At 73.6% G+C, this 17605-nt stretch carries 21 protein-coding genes; 9 read left to right on the top strand and 12 right to left on the bottom strand.

The genetic code is table 11. The features are described from left to right. Positions 1–334 precede the first annotated feature (334 nt). From IEZ00_RS25545 to IEZ00_RS25535, 3 genes are read left to right on the top strand one after another with little or no spacing between them, the layout of a single operon-like run. Positions 335–1345, top strand: coding sequence for a ferredoxin-like domain-containing protein (locus IEZ00_RS25545; RefSeq protein ID WP_189225871.1), 1011 nt, complete (start codon positions 335–337; stop codon positions 1343–1345). Next, on the top strand, positions 1342–1968 hold the full coding sequence (locus tag IEZ00_RS25540) for a precorrin-8X methylmutase (protein ID WP_189225870.1): 627 nt from the start codon (positions 1342–1344) through the stop codon (positions 1966–1968). The genes IEZ00_RS25545 and IEZ00_RS25540 overlap by 4 nt, the downstream gene beginning before the upstream one ends. After that, the gene (locus IEZ00_RS25535) at positions 1965–3422 is read left to right on the top strand and encodes a precorrin-2 C(20)-methyltransferase (protein WP_189225869.1); all 1458 of its coding nucleotides are present in this window, start codon (positions 1965–1967) and stop codon (positions 3420–3422) included. The genes IEZ00_RS25540 and IEZ00_RS25535 overlap by 4 nt, the downstream gene beginning before the upstream one ends. Here the strand turns inward: IEZ00_RS25535 and IEZ00_RS25530 are convergent. Continuing rightward, the gene (locus IEZ00_RS25530; RefSeq protein WP_189225868.1) at positions 3397–4113 is read right to left on the bottom strand and encodes a cobalt-precorrin-6A reductase; all 717 of its coding nucleotides are present in this window, start codon (positions 4111–4113) and stop codon (positions 3397–3399) included. The genes IEZ00_RS25535 and IEZ00_RS25530 overlap by 26 nt on opposite strands. A gap of 20 nt (positions 4114–4133) precedes the next feature. On the opposite strand from IEZ00_RS25530, the gene IEZ00_RS25525 reads away from it, so the two are divergent. Then, positions 4134–5189, top strand: a complete 1056-nt coding sequence (locus IEZ00_RS25525; protein ID WP_189225867.1) for a cobalt-precorrin-5B (C(1))-methyltransferase — start codon at positions 4134–4136, stop codon at positions 5187–5189. An 11-nt stretch (positions 5190–5200) separates the two neighbouring features. Here IEZ00_RS25525 and cobM read toward each other — a convergent pair whose 3' ends face one another. The 3 genes from cobM to IEZ00_RS25510 are packed head-to-tail and all read right to left on the bottom strand — an operon-like array spanning position 5201 to position 7487. After that, positions 5201–5944, bottom strand: a complete 744-nt coding sequence (cobM, locus tag IEZ00_RS25520) for a precorrin-4 C(11)-methyltransferase (protein WP_189225866.1) — start codon at positions 5942–5944, stop codon at positions 5201–5203. Then, positions 5941–7098 carry a precorrin-6y C5,15-methyltransferase (decarboxylating) subunit CbiE gene (gene cbiE, locus IEZ00_RS25515; protein WP_229796078.1) on the bottom strand — a complete coding sequence of 386 codons (1158 nt, stop codon included), beginning with the start codon at positions 7096–7098 and terminating at the stop codon, positions 5941–5943. The genes cobM and cbiE overlap by 4 nt, the downstream gene beginning before the upstream one ends. Next, positions 7095–7487 carry a pyridoxamine 5'-phosphate oxidase family protein gene (locus tag IEZ00_RS25510; RefSeq protein WP_189225865.1) on the bottom strand — a complete coding sequence of 131 codons (393 nt, stop codon included), beginning with the start codon at positions 7485–7487 and terminating at the stop codon, positions 7095–7097. Before IEZ00_RS25510 ends, cbiE begins: the two co-directional genes overlap by 4 nt. Before the next feature lie 166 nt (positions 7488–7653). On the opposite strand from IEZ00_RS25510, the gene srmL reads away from it, so the two are divergent. Beyond that, the gene (srmL, locus tag IEZ00_RS25505; protein WP_229796077.1) at positions 7654–8673 is read left to right on the top strand and encodes a PheS-related mystery ligase SrmL; all 1020 of its coding nucleotides are present in this window, start codon (positions 7654–7656) and stop codon (positions 8671–8673) included. A gap of 98 nt (positions 8674–8771) precedes the next feature. Here the strand turns inward: srmL and IEZ00_RS25500 are convergent, their stop codons facing one another. Genes IEZ00_RS25500 through IEZ00_RS25485 form a run of 4 tightly spaced genes read right to left on the bottom strand, consistent with a single transcriptional unit; the run spans position 8772 to position 12965 of the window. After that, positions 8772–10469: an aminotransferase class V-fold PLP-dependent enzyme gene (locus IEZ00_RS25500; protein ID WP_189225935.1), complete on the bottom strand. Its 1698-nt coding sequence runs from the start codon at positions 10467–10469 to the stop codon at positions 8772–8774. A 6-nt stretch (positions 10470–10475) separates the two neighbouring features. After that, the gene (locus tag IEZ00_RS25495) at positions 10476–11234 is read right to left on the bottom strand and encodes an amino acid ABC transporter ATP-binding protein (RefSeq protein ID WP_189225864.1); all 759 of its coding nucleotides are present in this window, start codon (positions 11232–11234) and stop codon (positions 10476–10478) included. After that, entirely contained in the window at positions 11231–12046 is an 816-nt protein-coding gene (locus IEZ00_RS25490; protein WP_189225863.1) for an amino acid ABC transporter permease, read from the bottom strand. The genes IEZ00_RS25495 and IEZ00_RS25490 overlap by 4 nt, the downstream gene beginning before the upstream one ends. Beyond that, positions 12036–12965, bottom strand: a complete 930-nt coding sequence (locus tag IEZ00_RS25485; protein WP_372448472.1) for an ABC transporter substrate-binding protein — start codon at positions 12963–12965, stop codon at positions 12036–12038. The genes IEZ00_RS25490 and IEZ00_RS25485 overlap by 11 nt, the downstream gene beginning before the upstream one ends. A gap of 139 nt (positions 12966–13104) precedes the next feature. Here IEZ00_RS25485 and trxA point away from each other — a divergent pair, with 139 nt between their 5' ends. Then, positions 13105–13479 carry a thioredoxin gene (gene trxA, locus IEZ00_RS25480; RefSeq protein ID WP_189225861.1) on the top strand — a complete coding sequence of 125 codons (375 nt, stop codon included), beginning with the start codon at positions 13105–13107 and terminating at the stop codon, positions 13477–13479. A 76-nt stretch (positions 13480–13555) separates the two neighbouring features. Here the strand turns inward: trxA and IEZ00_RS25475 are convergent, their stop codons facing one another. Further along, positions 13556–14485, bottom strand: a complete 930-nt coding sequence (locus IEZ00_RS25475) for a YihY/virulence factor BrkB family protein (protein WP_189225860.1) — start codon at positions 14483–14485, stop codon at positions 13556–13558. A 94-nt stretch (positions 14486–14579) separates the two neighbouring features. Here IEZ00_RS25475 and IEZ00_RS25470 point away from each other — a divergent pair, with 94 nt between their 5' ends. From IEZ00_RS25470 to IEZ00_RS25460, 3 genes are read left to right on the top strand one after another with little or no spacing between them, the layout of a single operon-like run. After that, positions 14580–14984 carry a phage holin family protein gene (locus IEZ00_RS25470; protein WP_189225859.1) on the top strand — a complete coding sequence of 135 codons (405 nt, stop codon included), beginning with the start codon at positions 14580–14582 and terminating at the stop codon, positions 14982–14984. Then, entirely contained in the window at positions 14981–15298 is a 318-nt protein-coding gene (locus tag IEZ00_RS25465; RefSeq protein ID WP_189225858.1) for a DUF3618 domain-containing protein, read from the top strand. Before IEZ00_RS25470 ends, IEZ00_RS25465 begins: the two co-directional genes overlap by 4 nt. Further along, entirely contained in the window at positions 15295–15573 is a 279-nt protein-coding gene (locus IEZ00_RS25460) for a DUF4235 domain-containing protein (protein WP_229796075.1), read from the top strand. The genes IEZ00_RS25465 and IEZ00_RS25460 overlap by 4 nt, the downstream gene beginning before the upstream one ends. A 5-nt stretch (positions 15574–15578) precedes the next feature. Here the strand turns inward: IEZ00_RS25460 and IEZ00_RS25455 are convergent, their stop codons facing one another. From IEZ00_RS25455 to IEZ00_RS25445, 3 genes are read right to left on the bottom strand one after another with little or no spacing between them, the layout of a single operon-like run. Next, positions 15579–15737 (bottom strand): hypothetical protein, encoded by a 159-nt coding sequence (locus IEZ00_RS25455; RefSeq protein ID WP_189225857.1) that lies wholly within the window; start codon positions 15735–15737, stop codon positions 15579–15581. A 56-nt stretch (positions 15738–15793) separates the two neighbouring features. Further along, entirely contained in the window at positions 15794–16555 is a 762-nt protein-coding gene (locus IEZ00_RS25450; protein ID WP_189225856.1) for an enoyl-CoA hydratase/isomerase family protein, read from the bottom strand. A gap of 50 nt (positions 16556–16605) precedes the next feature. Then, a complete protein-coding gene (locus IEZ00_RS25445) occupies positions 16606–17538 on the bottom strand; it encodes a hypothetical protein (RefSeq protein WP_189225855.1) in 933 nt (310 codons plus the stop codon). Positions 17539–17605: the final 67 nt, after the last annotated feature.

The raw sequence follows: 17605 nt of genomic DNA, 5'->3' as shown, positions 1-17605 counted from the left end.
CGAGTCGAACGCTCAGGTACCGCGAGTCGAACGCTCAGGTACCGCGAGTCGAACGCTCAGGACCCCTGAGTTCGTCGTTGGGGTGGGTCAAGGACGGTCGGCAAGTACTACCCGACGGGGCCGGGGAGGCCGGTAACTACTACCCGAGGTGTGGGGGAAGCGCCGCGCAGGGCGCGAAAGTGCGGGTCGGGGTGCGCGAATGTTGAATTCGCGGTGCCTGAGCGTTCGACTCGCGGGGGCGACACGCCCGACACGCCCATAGGCGGGTGGCACTGGGAGTGGGCGGGTTGTCCGGATGCGGGGGGCGATGTGATCGCCAGTTAGAGTCCAGACCATGTCCGCTGATCGAGTGCGCCCCGACGCCTGCCCTGGCGCGATTGACGTGCACCTCGCGGCGGATGGCGGGCTGGCCCGGATCAGGGTGCCGGGCGGCACCCTCGACGCGCGCCGGTTCGACGCCGTGCGGCTGGCCGCGCTGGAACTGGGGGACGGCTGGATCGAGCTGACCTCCCGAGCGAACTTGCAGGTCAGAGGCTTGCCGCCGGGAGCGGAGCACGAGTTGGGCGCACGGCTGGCCGAGGTCGGCCTGCTGCCGTCGCGAACCCACGAGCGGATGCGCAACATCGTCGCCGCGCCGCTGGAGGACAACCAGGCGCTGGTCGACGAGATCGACCGGGCGCTGTGCGCGGTGCCCGGACTGGCCCAGTTGCCCGGCCGGTTCCTGGTCACGGTGGGCGAGGCGGTCGCGGGTCTGGGGGGCGATGTCGGCCTGGTGGGTGACGCCCTGCTGCTGGCGGGCCGCGACTGCGGACTGCGCGTGACCGATCCCGTGGCGGCGGTCGTCGCGGCGGCGGAGCGGTTCCAGGAGATCCGCGGCACGGCCTGGCGCTTGTCCGAAGTGGACGGTGGTGTGGCCGACATCACGGACGCCATCGGTGGTCGGCGCGGCGAACCGGTCGACACCGCTGTGATCCCGGTCGCACCGGGACCGGTGGGCGACCGGGTGGTGGCGGGGGTGCCGCTGGGACGGTTGGACGCCCGCCTGCTGGCGGGCACTCCGGTGCGGGTCACGCCGTGGCGCAGCCTGGTGCTGCCCGCAGGGGCGGACACGACCGGTCTGATCACCGACCCGGCCTCGCCGTGGCACGGGGTCAGCGCGTGCACCGGGCGGCCGGGCTGCGCGAAGTCGCTGGCCGACGTGCGCGCGGACGCGGCCAGGTGGGTCGCCGCGCGCCAGGGCTCGGGTCCGGCGCACTGGTCGGGCTGCGCCCGCCGGTGCGGTCGCCCGGCGGGCCAGGTGGTGGAGTTCGTCGCGACCGGCGACGGGTACGAGGAGATCAGGTGACCAGCTACGTCAAGGACGGCGCGGAGATCTACCGCCGGTCCTTCGCCACCATCCGCGCCGAGGCCGACCTGAGCGGCCTGCCCGAGGACGTCGCGCGGGTCGCGGTGCGGATGATCCACGCCTGCGGCATGGTCGATCTGGTCGACGACCTGGCCTACTCCCCCGGTGTCGTGCGCGAGGCGCGGGAGGCGCTGCTGGGCGGCGCGCCGATCCTGTGCGACGCGCAGATGGTCGCCGCGGGCGTGACGCGGCGCAGGCTGCCCGCCGACAACGAGGTCCTGTGCACGCTGGGCGACCCTCGGGTGCCCGCGCTGGCCGAGCAGCTGGGCAACACCCGCAGCGCCGCCGCCCTGGAGCTGTGGGGCGAGAAGCTGGACGGCGCGGTGGTGGCCATCGGCAACGCGCCCACCGCGCTGTTCCACCTGCTCGACCTGATCGCCGCGGGCGCGCCGAGGCCCGCGGCCGTGCTGGGCATCCCGGTGGGCTTCATCGGCGCCGCCGAGTCCAAGCAGGCGCTGGCCGACAACGAACTCGGCCTGGAGCACCTGGCGGTGCTGGGCAGGCGCGGCGGCAGCGCCATCACCGCCGCGGCCATCAACGCGATCGCGAGCGAGGAAGAATGACCGGCAGGCTGTACGGGGTCGGCGTGGGGCCCGGCGACCCGGAACTGGTGACCGTCAAGGCGGCCCGGCTGATCGGCGAGGCCGACGTGGTGGTGTTCCACAGCGCGCGGCACGGCCGCAGCGTGGCGCGCCGCATCGCCGAGCCGTACCTGCGCGCGGGCCAGGTCGAGGAGCAGCTGGTCTACCCGGTCACCACCGAGGACTCCGACGACTACCAGGGCGAGATCGACGCCTTCTACGAGGAGTGCGCGGCGCGGCTGGCCGCTCACCTGGACGCCGGGCGCGACGTGGTGGTGCTGGCCGCGGGCGATCCGTTCTTCTACGGCTCCTACATGCACCTGCACAAGCGGCTGGCGCACCGGTACCCGACCGAGGTGGTGCCCGGTGTGACGTCGGTGAGCGCCGGGGCCGCGGTGATCGGCAAGCCCTTGGTGGAGCGGGACGAGGTGCTGACCGTGCTGCCCGGCACGCTGTCACCGGACGCGCTGGCCGAGCACCTGTCCGGCGGCGACCCGGTGGCCGTGATGAAGCTGGGCCGGACCTTCCCCAACGTCCGCGCGGCGCTGGAGAAGGCGGGGCGGCTGGACGAGGCGTGGTACGTGGAGCGCGCCACCACGGGTGCGCAGCGCACCGCACCGCTGTCCGAAGTGGACCCCGACGAGGTGCCGTACTTCTCCTTGGCGCTGCTGCCCAGCAAACCCCGCCCGACCGCGCGGCACGGCGGTGAGGTCGTGGTGGTCGGGCTGGGCCCGGCCGGACCGGAATGGCTGACCCCCGAGGCGCGCGCGGCGCTGGCCGCCGCCGACGACCTGGTGGGCTACGTGACCTACCTGAACCGGGTGCCGGACAACCCGCGGCAGCGCAAGCACCTCTCGGACAACAAGGTCGAGTCGGAGCGGGCGGCGTTCGCCCTGGACCTGGCCAAGCGCGGCAGGCGGGTGGCCGTGGTGTCCTCCGGCGACCCCGGCGTGTTCGCGATGGCCAGCGCCGTGCTGGAGGTGGCCGCCGAGGAGCAGTTCGCCGACGTGCCGGTGCGCGTGCTGCCGGGCCTGACCGCCGCGCACGCGGTGGCCAGCAGGGTGGGCGCGCCGCTGGGCCACGACTACTGCGTGGTGTCGCTGTCGGACCGGCTCAAGCCGTGGTCGGTGATCGCCGAGCGGCTGGAGGCCGCGGCCAGGGCCGATCTGGTGCTGGCGCTGTACAACCCGGCCTCGCGCAGCCGCACCTGGCAGGTGGGCGCGGCGCGGGACCTGCTGCTGGCGCACCGGTCGCCGGACACGCCGGTGGTGGTCGGCCGGGACGTGGGCGGCCCCGAGGAGTCGGTGCGCGTGGTGCGCCTGGCCGACCTCGATCCGTCCACAGTGGACATGCGGTGCCTGCTGCTGGTCGGCTCCTCGCAGACCACGCTCACCCCGCGCGGCGCGGTGTTCACCCCGCGCCGCTACCCCGCGTGAGCCACGCCAGCGCCTGCGCCACGGTCTCCGCGACGGGCACCCCCGAGGGCAGTGGCGGGCGGCGCACCAGCACCACCGGCAGGCCGAGGTGACGCGCCGCGACCAGCTTCGCCCCGGTCATCGGGCCGCCGCTGTCCTTGGTCACCAGCACCTCCACGCGGTGCCGCCGCATCAGGTCCAGCTCGCCCGCCACGGTGTAGGGACCGCGGTCGAGCAGCACCTCGACACCGGGCACCGGCGGGTCGGGCGGGTCGACGGTGCGCGCCACGCCACCGGTGAACGCGGCCAGCTCCTGCCGCCCGGTGGTGATGAACGCGCGTCGCCCGGCCACCGCGCGGGCCGCCTCGGGAACCGAGTCCACCCACGTCCAGCGGTCGCCCTCCTCCGGGGTCCAGCCGGGTCTGCGCAGCACCAGCAGCGGCAGGCCCAGCTCGGCGGTGGCCGCCGCGGCGTTGGCGGTGATGCGCCCGGCGAACGGGTGCGTCGCGTCCACCACCGCGTCCACCCGCTCGGCGCGCAGGTAGGCCACCAGGCCGGGCACACCGCCGAAGCCGCCGACGCGCACCTCGCCGACGGGCAGCCTCGGGTTGGCCACCCGGCCCGCCAGCGAGGAGATCACCCGCACATCCCTCAACGCCGCCGCCAGGGCGCGCGCCTCCCCCGTGCCACCCAGCACCAGCACGGTCCTCACGGCTGTTGCATCCTGGCGTCGTGAGCAAGAACCTGCGCTACGGCTGGACCACCGGGGCCTGCGCCACGGCGGCGACCACGGCCGCCTACACCGCGCTGCTCACCGGCGAGTTCCCCGACCCGGTGCGCGTCGAGCTGCCCAAGGGGCGCACGCCGGAGTTCGCCCTGGCGCGCGAGGAGCTGCGCGGAGGCCAGGCGACGGCGGCGGTGGTCAAGGACGCGGGCGACGACCCGGACGTCACGCACGGCGCGCTGGTCAGCGTGACCGTCCGGCACGGCGAACCCGGCACGGGCGTGGTGTTCCGGGCCGGGCCGGGCGTGGGCACGGTGACCAAGCCGGGCCTGCCGCTGCCGGTGGGCGAGCCCGCGATCAACCCGGTGCCCCGGCGGATGATGCGCGAGCACGTGGCGCGGGTGGCCGCGGCGCACGGCGGCACCGGGGACGTGGTGGTCGAGGTGTCCGTGGAGCACGGCGAGGAGCTGGCCAAGCGGACCTGGAACCCCCGGCTGGGCATCCTGGGCGGGCTGTCCATCCTGGGCACCACCGGGGTGGTGGTGCCGTACTCGTGCTCGGCGTGGATCGACAGCATCCGGCGCGGCATCGACGTGGCTCGCGCGGCGGGCTACCACCACGTGGCCGGGTGCACCGGCAGCACGTCGGAGAAAGTGGCGGCGCAGGTGCACGGCCTGCCCGAGGACGCGCTGCTGGACATGGGCGACTTCGCGGGCGCGGTGCTGAAGTACCTCAAGCGGCACCCGGTGGACCGGCTGACCATCGCGGGCGGCATCGGCAAGCTGTCCAAGCTCGCCGACGGCCACCTGGACCTGCACTCGGGGCGTTCCCAGGTCAACCACGACTACCTGGCCTCCCTGGTGCCGCCGGAGCTGGCCGAGGCGGTGCGCGGCGCCAACACCGCGCTGGGCGCGCTGCAGCTGTGCCAGGAGGCGGGCGTGCCCTTGGGCGACATGGTCGCCGCGGGCGCGAAGGCCACCGCCGAGGGCGTCCTCAGGGGCTCCCCCGTCGCCGTGGACGTCATCGTGATCGACCGCGCGGGCGGCATCGTCGGCCGCGCCTGACCGGGACGGGGTCACGTCCTGCACCTGGCCGCCGAGTACAGGTGGCTGTCGGGGAAGCCCTCGGCGGCCAGGACGCGGCCCACGACGATGACCGCCGTCCGCTTCACCCCGGCCGCGAGCACCTGCTCGGCGATGTCGGCCAGGGTGCCGCGCAGCACCAGCTCGTCCGCCCGGCTGGCTCGCGCCACCACGGCCACCGGGCAGTCCGCGCCGTAGTGGGGCACCAGCTCGGCGACCACCTCGGTGATCCGCTGCACGGCCAGGTGCAGCACCAGGGTGGCCCCGGTCCGCCCCAGCGACGCCAGGTCCTCCCCCGGCGGCATCGGCGTGGCGCGGGCGGAGGTGCGGGTCAGCACCACGGTCTGCCCCACGCCGGGCACGGTCAGCTCGCGCTTGAGCGAGGCCGCCGCGGCGGCGAACGCGGGCACGCCCGGCGTCACGTCGTAGGGGATGCCCAGCGCGTCCAGCCTGCGCATCTGCTCGGCCACGGCGCTGAACACCGACGGGTCGCCCGAGTGCAGCCGCGCCACGTCGTGGCCCGCCTCGTGCGCCGCCGCCAGCTCGGCCACGATCTCGTCCAGCGCCAGGTTGGCGGTGTCCACCTGGCGCGCGCCCGGCGGGCAGTGCGCCAGCACCTCGACGGGCACCAGCGCGCCCGCGTACAGGCACACCGGGGACGCCTCGATCAGCCGCACGGCCCGCACGGTCAGCAGGTCGGCCGCGCCGGGTCCGGCACCGATGAAGTGGACGGTCACTCGCTCTCCTTCGTCACGGCCCACGTGGTCACGGGCATGTGCGGTCGCCAGCCGGTGAACCCCCCGACCGGCGCGCCCCGGCTCACCGCGACGCGGGTCAGCTCCCCGCCCAGCTCGGCGTGCCAGCGCGCCACCACGGCCTCGGACTCCAGGGTGACCGCGTTGGCCACCAGCCGCCCGCCCGCGCCCAGGGCCGCCCAGCAGCGCTCCACCACGCCGGGCGCGGTCAGCCCGCCGCCGATGAAGACCGCGTCGGGCCGCTCGAAGTCGAGCACCTGCGGGCTCCGGCCGACGACCACGCGGATGCCCGGCACGCCCAGGGCCGAGGCGTTGCGGCCGATCCGCGCGGCGCGCTCCGGGTCGCGCTCGACGGCGATGGCGCGGCAGCTCGGATGGGTGCGGCACCACTCGACGGCGATGCTCCCGGCTCCCGCGCCGACGTCCCACAGCAGCTCACCGGGCCGGGGCGCGAGCAGCGCCATGGTGATCGCCCGCACCTCGCGCTTGGTCAGCTGCCCGTCGTGCTCGAACACCGCGTCGGGCAGTCCCGGCACGCGCGTCAGCCCACCCGGTCCGCACTCGACGGCCAGCACGTGCAGCGGGTCGGCGTCGGCCGGGTCGTGGTGCACCCGCTCGCGCGGCCCGCCCAGCTGCTCCAGCACGGTCAGCCGCGCGTCCGGGGCCAGCGCGGCCACCTCGGTGGGCGAGCCGCCCAGCACCAGCAGCCGCCGGTGCGGCTGGAGGTGCGGCAGCAGCAGCGACGCGGGCCTGCCGACCAGGCTGACCACCTCGACCTGGTCCAGCGCCCAGCCCAGCCGGGCGCAGGCCAGCGACACCGACGACGGGTGCGGCCACACCCGCACCCGGTCGGGGCCCAGCAGCCGCACCAGCGTGGAGCCGATGCCGTGGAACATGGGGTCTCCGCTGGCCAGCACGCAGACCCGGCGGTCCGCGTGCCGTCGCAGCAGGTCCGGCAGGGCGGGCAGCAGCGGCGACGGCCACGGCACCCGCTCGAACTCGCCCGGCACCAGGTCCAGCTGGCGGGCGCTGCCCATGAGGACTTCGGCGCGGGTGATCTCGTCGCGCGCGGCGGGCGCGAGCCCCTCCCAGCCGTCCGCGCCGATGCCGACGACGCGAACCACGTGCTCGGTCACACGTTGCCCAGGGTCCGGGTCACCGCGATCTCGATGACCACCCGCTCGGGGTTGGGTCGGGGCGTGCGGTACCGCTGGGCGTACCGGCGCTCCGCGTCGGCCACCGACTCCGCGTCCTGCCGCACCACCGCACGCCCCTCCAACGTCGACCAGCGGCGTCCGTCCACTTGGCACACCGCGACCAGCGCCCCGGCTTCCCCGGCGGCCAGCACCTGGCGCACCTTATGCGAGCCGCGCGAGGAGATCACCCGCGCTGTCGCCGACTCCACATCCAGCGTGACGCCGACCGGCACCACGTGCGGTGTCCCGTCGCGGCGGATCGTGGTCAGCGTGCACAGGTGGCGCTCGGCCCAGAAGGCCCGGAAGTCCTCGCCCTTGCTCGACAACATGGGTGCATCATGCGCCACCGCCTTGCTACCGTCGAACACGTGACGCGTCGATTTGGCCACCCCCAGCCGGCAGACCCGGCTGTCGGGGTGCGCTGACCGCGGTCCCCGGTGGCGGACCGGCTCGGGGGATTCCCAGCCGTCCACCACTTCCGAAGGGGAACCGACCGTGCCGCGAGACCTCAGCGACCCCGCCCAGGGGCCGCACGCGATGCAGCTGCTGCTGGACGAGATCCTGACCGCCCTGCCCGTCGAGCCGCGCGTGCTCCGGGCCGATCCGGAGGTCGGCGTCGAGGACAACTACACCAACCTGGGCTATCCGCCGGACGCGGTGACCCGCGACGCCCGGTACACCCGCTACACCGGTCCCGGCCGGGTGCTGCGCAGCCACACCAGCGCGATGGTGCCGCCCGCGCTGCGGGCGCTGGCCGCCGAACCCGGCTGGGACGACGTGCTGCTGGCGTGCGTCGGCGTGGTCTACCGCCGTGACGCGGTGGACCGGGTGCACACCGGCACGCCGCACCAGCTCGACCTGTGGCGGATCTCCCACCACCGGGCCGACCTGGACGAGCTGGTCGAGGCCGTGGTCGGCGTCCTCCCCGGCGCCCGGCACCGCGCGGTCCCGGCCCGCCACCCCTACACCGAGCGGGGCCGCCAGGTCGACGTGCTGGTGGACGGGCAGTGGCTGGAGGTGGCCGAGTGCGGCCTGGTGGCCCGGCACGTGCTGCGGCGCGCCGGGTTGGCCGACGACGTGCGCGGCCTCGCGCTGGGCGCGGGGCTGGACCGGCTGCTGATGCTGCGCAAGGGCGTCCCGGACATCCGGCTGCTGCGCTCGGAGGACCCGAGGGTGGCCGCGCAGATGCTGGACCTGGCGCCCTACCGGCCGGTGTCGAGGCATCCGCCGATCTCCCGCGACATCTCGGTGGCGGTGTCGGCGCAGGCCGACGCGGAGACCATCGGCGACGTGCTGCGGGGCGTGCTGGGCGACCTGGTGGAGGAGGTCGCGGTGCTGGGCAGGACGCCGGTGGGCGACCTGCCGCCCGCGGCCGTCGCCCGGCTGGGGGCGCGGCCGGGGCAGGTGAACGTGCTGCTGCGGCTGGTCCTGCGCCACCCGACCCGGACGTTGACCGACGAGGAGGCCAACGCGGCCCGTGACGCGGCCCATGCGGCGGTGCACGAGGGCGGCTGATCCCGGACGGGTTCGCGGGCGGCGGGCGGGCTCGAACGCCACCACGGGTAGTGGTCACCGGCCCGCTCGGCCACGTCGGGTGGTACTTGCCTGCGTGGTCAGGACCTGATCTCGTTGAGGTAGTTGTAGATGGTGTAGCGGGTGACGCCGAGGACCCCCGCCAGGTAGTCCACCGAGTCCCGGATGAGGAACAGGCCCGCCTCGTCGAGCACCCGCACCACCTGCGACTTGTGCGACTTCTTCATCAGCTCCACCGGCACCCCGACCGCGTCCACCGCGCGCTCCACCAGCAGCCGCTGGAGGGTGTCCACGTCGCCGGGGAACGCCTCCACCGCCGACACCGGGGGCCGCTCGGCCGCCTGCGCGTCGGGCCGGGGGTCGCTGTTGACGCACAGGCAGCCCACGGCCACGCCGCGCGAGTCGCGCAGGAACACCGTGGACGACCGGATCACCCGGCCGTCGGGGGCGTAGGTCTCGTACCCGGCGAGGTCCTGCGTGGTGCCGCGGCGCACCAGGCCCAGCAGCAGGTCGGTCATCGGGCCGCCGACGCCGCGGCCGGTCAGGTCGCCCGCGATGGCCACGATGGAGTTGGGCAGCTTGGCCAGGTCGTGCAGCACCACCTCGGTGCCCGGTCCGAGCGCGTCGGCGAGGCTGTTCACGGTGGGGACGAGCGCGGCGAGCACGTCGCTCGCGGGCGGGGCCGGGGCGGGTCGGCGCAGGCCGCGCAGCGCCTCGGCGAACCGGGCCACCGTGGCGTCGGTGGTCGAGGCGTGCGGGGTGAGCCGGACGTGCTCGGGCCGCACCGTGGCGGTGACGCCCGCCTCCACCAGCGCCGCGCCCACCACCGACGCCGGGTGCTCGGGCAGGGTGAACGCCAGGATGCCCGCGCGCCGGTCGGTGGCCGAGACGACCTCGCCGCCCGCCGAGCGGACGACCTCGGTCAGCTCGTCGAGCCGCTGGGCGATCCGCTGCCCGATCGCGGGCACGCCGCCCAGCTCCACCAGCTCCAGGGCGGTGGCCAGCGCGCCCGCCGCGATCGGGCTGAGGTTGGTGATCGACCACGCCGCCGCGCCCTCGGCCACCGGGTGCACGTCGTCGTCGAACAGGCCCGCGTCCAGCGCGCCGGTCCACCCCGACAGCACCGGGTCCAGCCGCTCCAGCGCCCGGTCCGACAGCGCCATGAACCCGGTGGACCAGCCCGCGCGCAGCCACTTCTGGCCGCCGACCACGAGCACGTCGGCGACCTCCCACGGCTCGTCCACCACGCCGAAGCCCTGGATGCCGTCCACCACCAGCAGCCGGTCGCCCACGACCTCGCGCAGCGCGGCCAGGTCGGCGCGGTAGCCGGTGCGGAAGTCCACCGCGCTCACCGAGACCGCGGTGGTCCCCCTGGTCAGCGCGGCGCGCACCGCCTCCGGGGTGACCGGGCCGGGCGGCAGCCAGTTCACCCCGGCCCGGCCCGCGCGCACCCACGGGTAGGTGTTGGCGGGGAACTCCGCGCGCGAGACGACGACCTCGCCGGTGATCCCCAGCGCGGCCTGGAACAGGCCGGTGCTGGTGTTGGGCAGCAGCACCACGTGGTCGGTGTCGCCGCCGCACAGCCGCGCGGCGGCGGCCCTGGCGCGCAGCTCCTGCCGCATCAGGTCGTCCACTGTGGACGGCCCTGCGGCGGCGGACAGCTCCAGCAACCGGGTGGAGGTGTCCACCACGGCGTGGGAGGGCGGCCCGAACCGGCCGAAGTCCAGGTAGCCCTCCGGCTCGTGGAACCCGACGAGGTAGGACGAGGGGATGCGCATGACCACCTAGAGCACCTTCGAGAGGAACTGCCGCGTGCGTTGTTCGCGCGGATTCTCCAGCACCCGCGCGGGCGGGCCGGACTCGACCACCGCGCCGTCGACGAGGAACACCACCTCGTCGGCGACCTGCCTGGCGAAGCCGATCTCGTGGGTGACCACGATCATGGTCATGCCCTCGCGGGCCAGGTCGACCATCACCTCCAGCACCTCCCCCACCAGCTCCGGGTCCAGCGCGGAGGTCGGCTCGTCGAACAGCATCAGCTTGGGCCGCATGGCCAGCGCGCGGGCGATGGCCACGCGCTGCTGCTGGCCGCCGGAGAGCTGGTGCGGGTAGGCGTCCGCCTTCTCGGCCAGGCCGACCCGCTCCAGCAGCGCCCGCGCCCGCCCGGCCGCCTCCCGCTTGGGCTCGCCCAGCACCCGCACCGGCCCCTCGACCACGTTCTCCAGCGCCGTGCGGTGCGGGAACAGGTTGAACCGCTGGAACACCATGCCGATGCCGCGGCGCTGCCTGGCCACGTCCCGCTCGCGCAGTTCGTGCAGCTTGCCGCCGCGCTCGACGAACCCGACCGGCTGGCCGTCCACCCAGATCCGGCCCTCGTCGATGGTCTCCAGGTGGTTGACGCAGCGCAGGAAGGTGGACTTGCCCGCGCCGGAGGGCCCGAGCAGGCACACCACCTGGCCCTGCGCCACCTCCAGGTCGACGCCGCGCAGCACCTCGGTGCCCCCGAAGCGCTTGCGCACGCCGACCGCGCGCACCAGGCTCATCGCGCCACCCCCTTGCCGTAAGCGCGTTCCAGGAAGTGCTGGCCGACGCTGGCCACGCTGACCACGACCATGTACCACGCCGCGGCGGCCAGCAGCGTCTCCATGATCTGCAGGTTGCGCGAGGCGATGTTGTTGGCCGCGTGGACCAGCTCCAGGAAGCCGATCACCGAGGCCATCGAGGTGCCCTTGAGCATGTTGATGAAGTTGTTGCCGGTCGGCGGGATGATCACCCGCATGGCCTGCGGCAGCACCACCCGGCGCAGCGTGGTCGCGGGCGTCATGCCGATCGCCTTGGCGGCCTCGACCTGGCCGTGGTCCACGCTGTTCAGGCCCGCGCGCACGATCTCGGCCATGTAGGCGCTCTCGTTGAGCCCCAAGCCCAGCAGGGCGGCGACGAACGCGGTGATCAGGACGTTGGTCTTCTCCTGGAACAGCAGCGGGATCGAGATGTTCTCGAACACCAGCGCCAGGTTGAACCACAGCAGGATCTGCAGCAGCACCGGCAGGCCGCGGAACAGCCACACGTAGCCCGCGGCGAACCACCGCGCGACCGGGTTGGCCGAGCGGCGCAGCAGCGCGATGCCCACGCCCAGCACGATCGCGCCGAGCTGGGCGACCACCGCGAGCACGACGGTGTTGAGCAGGCCGCGCAGCATGATGTCGTGGGTGAAGAAGCCCGGCACCGCCGCGTAGTCGATCTTCGCCCCGGCCAGCGCGTACCCGAGCGCGCCCAGCAGGGCCAGGATGACCGCGCCGCCGACCCAGCGGCCCCAGTGCCGCAGGGGGACCACCGCGAGTTCGTCACCGGCCATTGAGGGTCACCTTCGCGACCGCGCCCTGGGAGACGCCCCACGCGTCGAGGATCTTGCCGTAGGTGCCGTCGTCGACCAGGGCCTGCAGCGCCTGCTGGACGGCGGCGGCCAGCTCCGGGGTGTTCTTGTTGACGCCGATGCCGTACGGGCCGCCGTTGATCGGGGTGCCCGGCACGACCTCGAAGAACTCGCCGCCACCCGCGGTCTTGGCGACGTAGACGGCGGTGGGCAGGTCGTTGAGGATGGCCGCGACGCGCCCAGTGCGCAACTGGTTCTGGTTCTGCGTGTCGCTGTCGGTCGAGGTGACGGTGACCTCGCCCCTGCCCGCCTGGGCGCACTTGCCGCTCTGCTCCTTGGCGAAGGCCTCCTGGCTGGTGCCCAGGTTCACCGCGACGGCCTTGCCGCACAGGTCGTCGGGCCCCTTGACGCCCGAGGGGTTGCCCTTCTGCACCATGATCGTGATGCCGGAGGTGAAGTAGTCGACGAAGTCGATCTGCCGCTGCCGCTCGGCGGTGTCGTTCATCGCGGCCATGGTCACGTCGATGCGGCCCGCCTGCAGGCTGGTGATCAGCGAGCTGAACGCCATGTCCTGGTGCTCGACGCGCAGGCCGAGCTTCGCGCCCACCGCCTTGATCAGGTCCACCTCGGAGCCGACGGGGGTCGTGCCGTCGGCGGCGTAGAAGTTGTTCGGCGGGTTCTGGATGTTCGAGCCGACCTTGAGGGTGCCCGCCTGCGCGACGGCGGCGGGCAGCCGCGCGGCCAGGGCGTCGTCCTTGGTCACGGCCTGCAGGATCTGGGCGGTGGCGGGCAGGTCGTCGGCCTGTCCCTGGTCGGGCGGGGAGTCGGTCTGCGCCCCGCACGCGACGAGCGCGCCCAGGACGAGGGCGGTGACTGCGGTCCGGCGGATGAGCACGGGCACCTCCTGGCGTCGGGTCGCCAGGAAGCTACAACTATTTGTTGAACACGTCCATAGTTTGTTGAAGGGAATGGTGGCGGTGTCCGTATCGTTGGAGGGGGTAACCGGGGGGTGACCCCCAGTCGAGTCATGAGGAGGACCTATGGCCACGGTCGAGCTGACCACGGAGAACTTCGACGAGGTGGTCGGCGGCTCCGACATGGTCCTGGTCGACTTCTGGGCGTCCTGGTGCGGCCCGTGCCGCCAGTTCGCCCCGGTCTACGACAAGGCGGCCGAGAAGCACACGGACATCGTCTTCGGCAAGGTCGACACCGAGGACCAGCAGCAGCTCGCGGCGGCGTTCCAGGTGCGGTCCATCCCCACGCTGATGATCGTCCGCGACGGCGTGGTGCTCTACGCCCAGCCCGGCGCGCTGCCCGAGTCGGCGCTGGAGGACCTGATCCAGCAGGCCCGCGAGGTCGACATGGACGAGGTGCGCAAGCAGGTCGCCGAGCAGCAGGCCGACCAGCAGGCCTGACCCCGGACGCCACGCGGGCGGGCACCCATCCGGGTGCCCGCCCGCGTGCTGTTCCGGGGGCTCGTGTTCCGGAAGCTCAGTCGTCCATGGCGCGGGTGTCGCGCGGCGGGGCCACCGGGTCGTCCCCGTTCGACTCCCCGGAGGCCATCCGCCTGCCGCGCTCCAGCTCGGCGTCCAGCTCCGCACCCAGCAGCAGCACCACGTTCGAGATCCACAGCCACACCAGGAAGATGATCACGCCCGCCAGCGAGCCGTAGGTCTTGTTGTAGGACGAGAAGTTGGCCACGTAGAGGCCGAACCCGAACGTCGCCAGCACCCAGAACAGCACGGCCAGCAGCCCGCCCGGCGTGATCCACAGGAAACTGGGCTGCCGCACGTTGGGCGAGGCCCAGTACAACAGCCCGATCGCCGCGCTGGCCAGCAGGAACAGCACCGGCCACTTGGCGATGTCCCACACCGTCACGAACTGCGGCCCCAACCCCACCAGGTTGCCCAGCCAGTCCGCCGCGCCGCCGGTCAACGTCACCCCCAGGGCCACCGCGGCCAGCAGCACCACCACCGCCAGGGTCAGGCCCAGCCGCAGCGGGATCACCTTCCACCACGGCCTGCCCTCCTCGACGTCGTACATCGAGTTGGCCGCCCGCACGAACGCCCCGATGTAGCCCGAGGCCGACCACAGGGCGGTCACCAGGCCGACCACGGCCAGCACGCTGGAGGCGTCGGAGCCCTGCAGGTTCTGGATCGCCCCGATCAGGATGTCCTTGCCCCCACCCGGTCCCAGCGCCTGCAGGCTGTCCACCAGGGACTGCGTGGCCTGCGGGCCGAGCAGCCCCAGCAGCGAGGTCAGCAGCAGGATGCCGGGGAACAGCGACAGGACGGCGTAGTAGGTCAGCGCGGCGGCCCAGTCGGTGAGGTTGTCGTCCTGGAACTCCTTGACGGTCCTCTTGAGCACGGCCCACCAGGACCGCTTGGGCAGCTTCACGGGTGTGTCGGGTGCGTGCGGCATGTGCCCCGGTTTCCCCACTTCACGACCGGTACACCCGGTGGTTGACCAGTCCCCGCTCCGGGTAGTCGAGGTGGCACCAGGGAAGGAGAGGGCCATGAGCCATGCCGTCGGTGACCGCGACCCGTCCACAGCCCAGCTGGTCAGCCAGCTGTCCGAGCAGGTCAGCAGGTTGGCGCGGGAGGAGATCCGGCTCGCCGCCGCGGAGCTGCGCAGCAAGGGCAAGCGCGTGGGCGCTGGCGCGGGCCTGCTCGGCGGGGCGGGCGTGCTGGCCTGGTTCGGCGTGATGTCGCTGATCGCGGGGCTGGTGCTGGTGCTGGCCACGGTGCTGCCCGCCTGGCTGGCCGCGTTCGTGGTGGCGGCGGGCGTGTTCGCCCTCGCCGGGGTGCTGGCGCTGGTGGGCCGCTCGCAGGTCCGCAAGGGCACCCCGCCGATCCCCGAGGAGGCCATCGAAGGCGTGAAGCGGGACATCTCCGCTGTGAGCGAGAGGGCGCACCGATGAGCGGCAGGGACCTGCCCGACGACCCCGACGTGCTGCGGGCCGACATCGAGCTGACCCGGCAGGAGCTCGGCGACACCGTCGAGGCGCTGGTGCACAAGGTCGATGTACCCGCGAGGGTGAAGGAGAACGCCCACGAACGGGTGGAACAGGTGAAGCAGAGGGGACAGCAGGTGAAGGAGAAGGCCACCGCGGTGGCGGGCCAGGCCGCCGGGGCGCTGCCGCCGCCGGTCCGCCGCCACCCTGCGGCGCTGGTGGCGGGCGTGGTGGCGCTGCTGCTGGTGCTGTGGCAGCTGACCAGGGGGAGGCGGGCGTGAACAAGCTGCTCTACCGGCCCATCGGGATGCTGTTCAGCGTGCTGGGCGGGCTCGCCGCCAGCGCGGTGTTCCGGCAGGTGTGGAAGCTGATCACCGGCGACAAGGTGGCCCCCACCGCGACCCAGCGGGATCGCGGGTGGGGCGAGGTCCTGCTGGCGGCGACCGTCCAGGGCGCGATCTTCGGCCTGGTGAAGGCCGCGATCGACCGGGGCGGCGCCACCGGTTACGACAAGCTCACCGGCGAGTGGCCGGGCGACACCGACGACGTCGACTAGGTCGATCAGGAAGTCGGCTCCTCGCCCGGCTCCTCCGACTCGTGCCGCCGCCGCTCGTCCTCGTCGAGGAACTGCTCCACGTCCACGTCGAGGTCGGGCGGCCGCGGCGTGCCGGGGGCGTACGGCGGATCGGGGTTGATGCGGGGTTCGGCTGATTCGCTCATGCCGCCCTGATACCCCGGATGTCCGCGGCCCGAACGCGGGAATCGGGTGAGTCGCCTCAGAAGCGGGGCGCCCGCTTCTCCAGGAACGCCGCGACGCCCTCGGCGTACTCGGCGCTGTGCGCGGCCTCGTCGTAGAGCGCCCGAACGGCGTCGTCCTCCTCGGACTGGCCGCCCATGATCCGGGCGACGATCCGCTTCGCGCCCCGCACGCTCACCTGCGCCCGCGAGGCGATGGTGGACGCCAGCTCGGCGACCCGCGCCTCCAGCTGCCCCGCGGCGACGACCTCGTTCACCAGGCCGATGCGCAGCGCGGTGGCGGCGTCGACGAGCTCCCCGCTGAACAGGATCTGCTTGGCCCAGGCCGGTCCGACCACGTCCACCAGCTGCTTGGTGGAGGTCAGGCTGTAGACGATGCCCAGCTTGGCTGGGGTGATGCCGAACCGGGCGTTGTCGGCGGCCACCCTCAGGTCGCAGGCCAGCGCGATTTCGCAGCCGCCGCCGACGCAGAACCCGGCGACCGCCGCGATCGTGGGCTTGCCCAGCTCGACGATGGCGCGTTCGCCGTTGTGCACCGCCTCGCCGTAGCGGGCCGCCCCCTCCGCGCCGCGGCGCAGCGTGGCGAACTCGCTGATGTCCGCGCCCGCGGAGAAGTGCTCGCCGCCCCGGACGACCAGCACGCGCACCGCGTCGTCGTCCTGGACGCGCTTGAGCAGGCCGGGCAGGGCGGACCACATCTCGAAGCTCAGCGCGTTGCGCTTGGCGGGGCGGTCGATGGTCAGCACGGCCACCGGTCCGGACAGGTCGAGCCTCAACGTCATTGCCGGAGGGTAATCCCGGTGGCGTCGCGCGGACGCCACCGGGCGCGTGGTCACCGGTAGGCGTTGCGCGTGTAGGTCAGGCTGAACTCGCCTCGGTTGGCGAAGTACGCCGACGCCAGGTAGGCGGGGTCGGTGGCGAGCAGCCCGCGCGGCAGGTCGCTGCCGTCATTGGCGTCGTCCCAGCCCCACGCGGTGTTGGCGGCGTTGTCCTTGCCGTTGTCGCCGCGGAAGGTGCCCCACCCGGCGAAGGTCGCCGGGTCGGATCGCCGCGCCCACAGCCCGCCGGGGGCGAAGGTGTCCACCAGCCGGTAGGCCACCGACCGGTCGTTGCCGCCGGAGGGCACCTCGGCCGAGGTGCCGGGGTGGTACACGACGCCGTCACCGCCGGGGAATTCCGCGCCGTTCCACGCGTACAGCCCGTGCCCCTTGGCCTCCTGCCGGGTGGTCGGCCGCTGGTCCTGCAACCGCAGGGTGCCGTCGACGCTCTCCCGACCACCGGTGAAGGTGCTGCCCGCGGGCACGTAGGAGTAGAAGTCGCTGTGCGCCACCGTGATCACCCCCTCCAACCTGCCGTGGGTCGAGCCGTCCTTGCGGACGACCGCGAGCACGCCCTCCATGTCGTTCTCGTGGGTGTGCAGCTCGAACGGGTCCGGCGAGTCCTCCCAGTCGCGCGGGTGGTAGAAGCTGTAGACGACGAACCAGTGCGTCGAGGTCTCGACCACCGAGTAGTACGCCGCGCCGGTGAGCCGGGACGGCGAGTCGTCCTGCGCCTCCCAGTTGTTGGCGGTGTCCCAGTCGCCGTCGAAGTCCACTGTGGACAGGTAGTCGGCGTCGTAGTCGGAGGAGTCGGTGTCCTGGTAGTGGATCGGCGCCCAGCGCAGCGCCAGCTCGGCGTCGGAGACCGCGTGCGCGGGGTGGACGAGGGCAGCGGAGAGCGCGACGGCCGCGGACAGGGCGGCGACCGCTGTGCGTGCAGGGATCATGCTCCACCTCTCGGGATCGGGGGTGCCCGCCGTGGAGCGAACGGGCCGCCCGGAACCCTGGGGTGAA

Origin of the sequence: Saccharothrix coeruleofusca, assembly GCF_014648515.1 — a bacterium.
In the GTDB taxonomy this organism is placed as follows: Bacteria; Actinomycetota; Actinomycetes; order Mycobacteriales; family Pseudonocardiaceae; genus Actinosynnema; species Actinosynnema coeruleofuscum.
The sequence above is the reverse complement of the archived record's forward strand: the minus strand, read 5'-3'. Positions and strand labels throughout refer to the sequence as shown.

Excerpts from the sequence above, each read along its gene's own strand:
- IEZ00_RS25545 (WP_189225871.1), top strand. The coding sequence starts at position 335 with ATGTCCGCTGATCGAGTGCGCCCCGACGCCTGCCCTGGCGCGATTGAC.
- IEZ00_RS25535 (WP_189225869.1), top strand. The coding sequence starts at position 1,965 with ATGACCGGCAGGCTGTACGGGGTCGGCGTGGGGCCCGGCGACCCGGAA.
- IEZ00_RS25510 (WP_189225865.1), bottom strand. The coding sequence starts at position 7,487 with ATGTTGTCGAGCAAGGGCGAGGACTTCCGGGCCTTCTGGGCCGAGCGC.
- IEZ00_RS25500 (WP_189225935.1), bottom strand. The coding sequence starts at position 10,469 with ATGCGCATCCCCTCGTCCTACCTCGTCGGGTTCCACGAGCCGGAGGGC.
- IEZ00_RS25495 (WP_189225864.1), bottom strand. The coding sequence starts at position 11,234 with ATGAGCCTGGTGCGCGCGGTCGGCGTGCGCAAGCGCTTCGGGGGCACC.
- IEZ00_RS25490 (WP_189225863.1), bottom strand. The coding sequence starts at position 12,046 with ATGGCCGGTGACGAACTCGCGGTGGTCCCCCTGCGGCACTGGGGCCGC.
- trxA (WP_189225861.1), top strand. The coding sequence starts at position 13,105 with ATGGCCACGGTCGAGCTGACCACGGAGAACTTCGACGAGGTGGTCGGC.
- IEZ00_RS25475 (WP_189225860.1), bottom strand. The coding sequence starts at position 14,485 with ATGCCGCACGCACCCGACACACCCGTGAAGCTGCCCAAGCGGTCCTGG.
- IEZ00_RS25470 (WP_189225859.1), top strand. The coding sequence starts at position 14,580 with ATGAGCCATGCCGTCGGTGACCGCGACCCGTCCACAGCCCAGCTGGTC.
- IEZ00_RS25465 (WP_189225858.1), top strand. The coding sequence starts at position 14,981 with ATGAGCGGCAGGGACCTGCCCGACGACCCCGACGTGCTGCGGGCCGAC.
- IEZ00_RS25455 (WP_189225857.1), bottom strand. The coding sequence starts at position 15,737 with ATGAGCGAATCAGCCGAACCCCGCATCAACCCCGATCCGCCGTACGCC.
- IEZ00_RS25450 (WP_189225856.1), bottom strand. The coding sequence starts at position 16,555 with ATGACGTTGAGGCTCGACCTGTCCGGACCGGTGGCCGTGCTGACCATC.
- IEZ00_RS25445 (WP_189225855.1), bottom strand. The coding sequence starts at position 17,538 with ATGATCCCTGCACGCACAGCGGTCGCCGCCCTGTCCGCGGCCGTCGCG.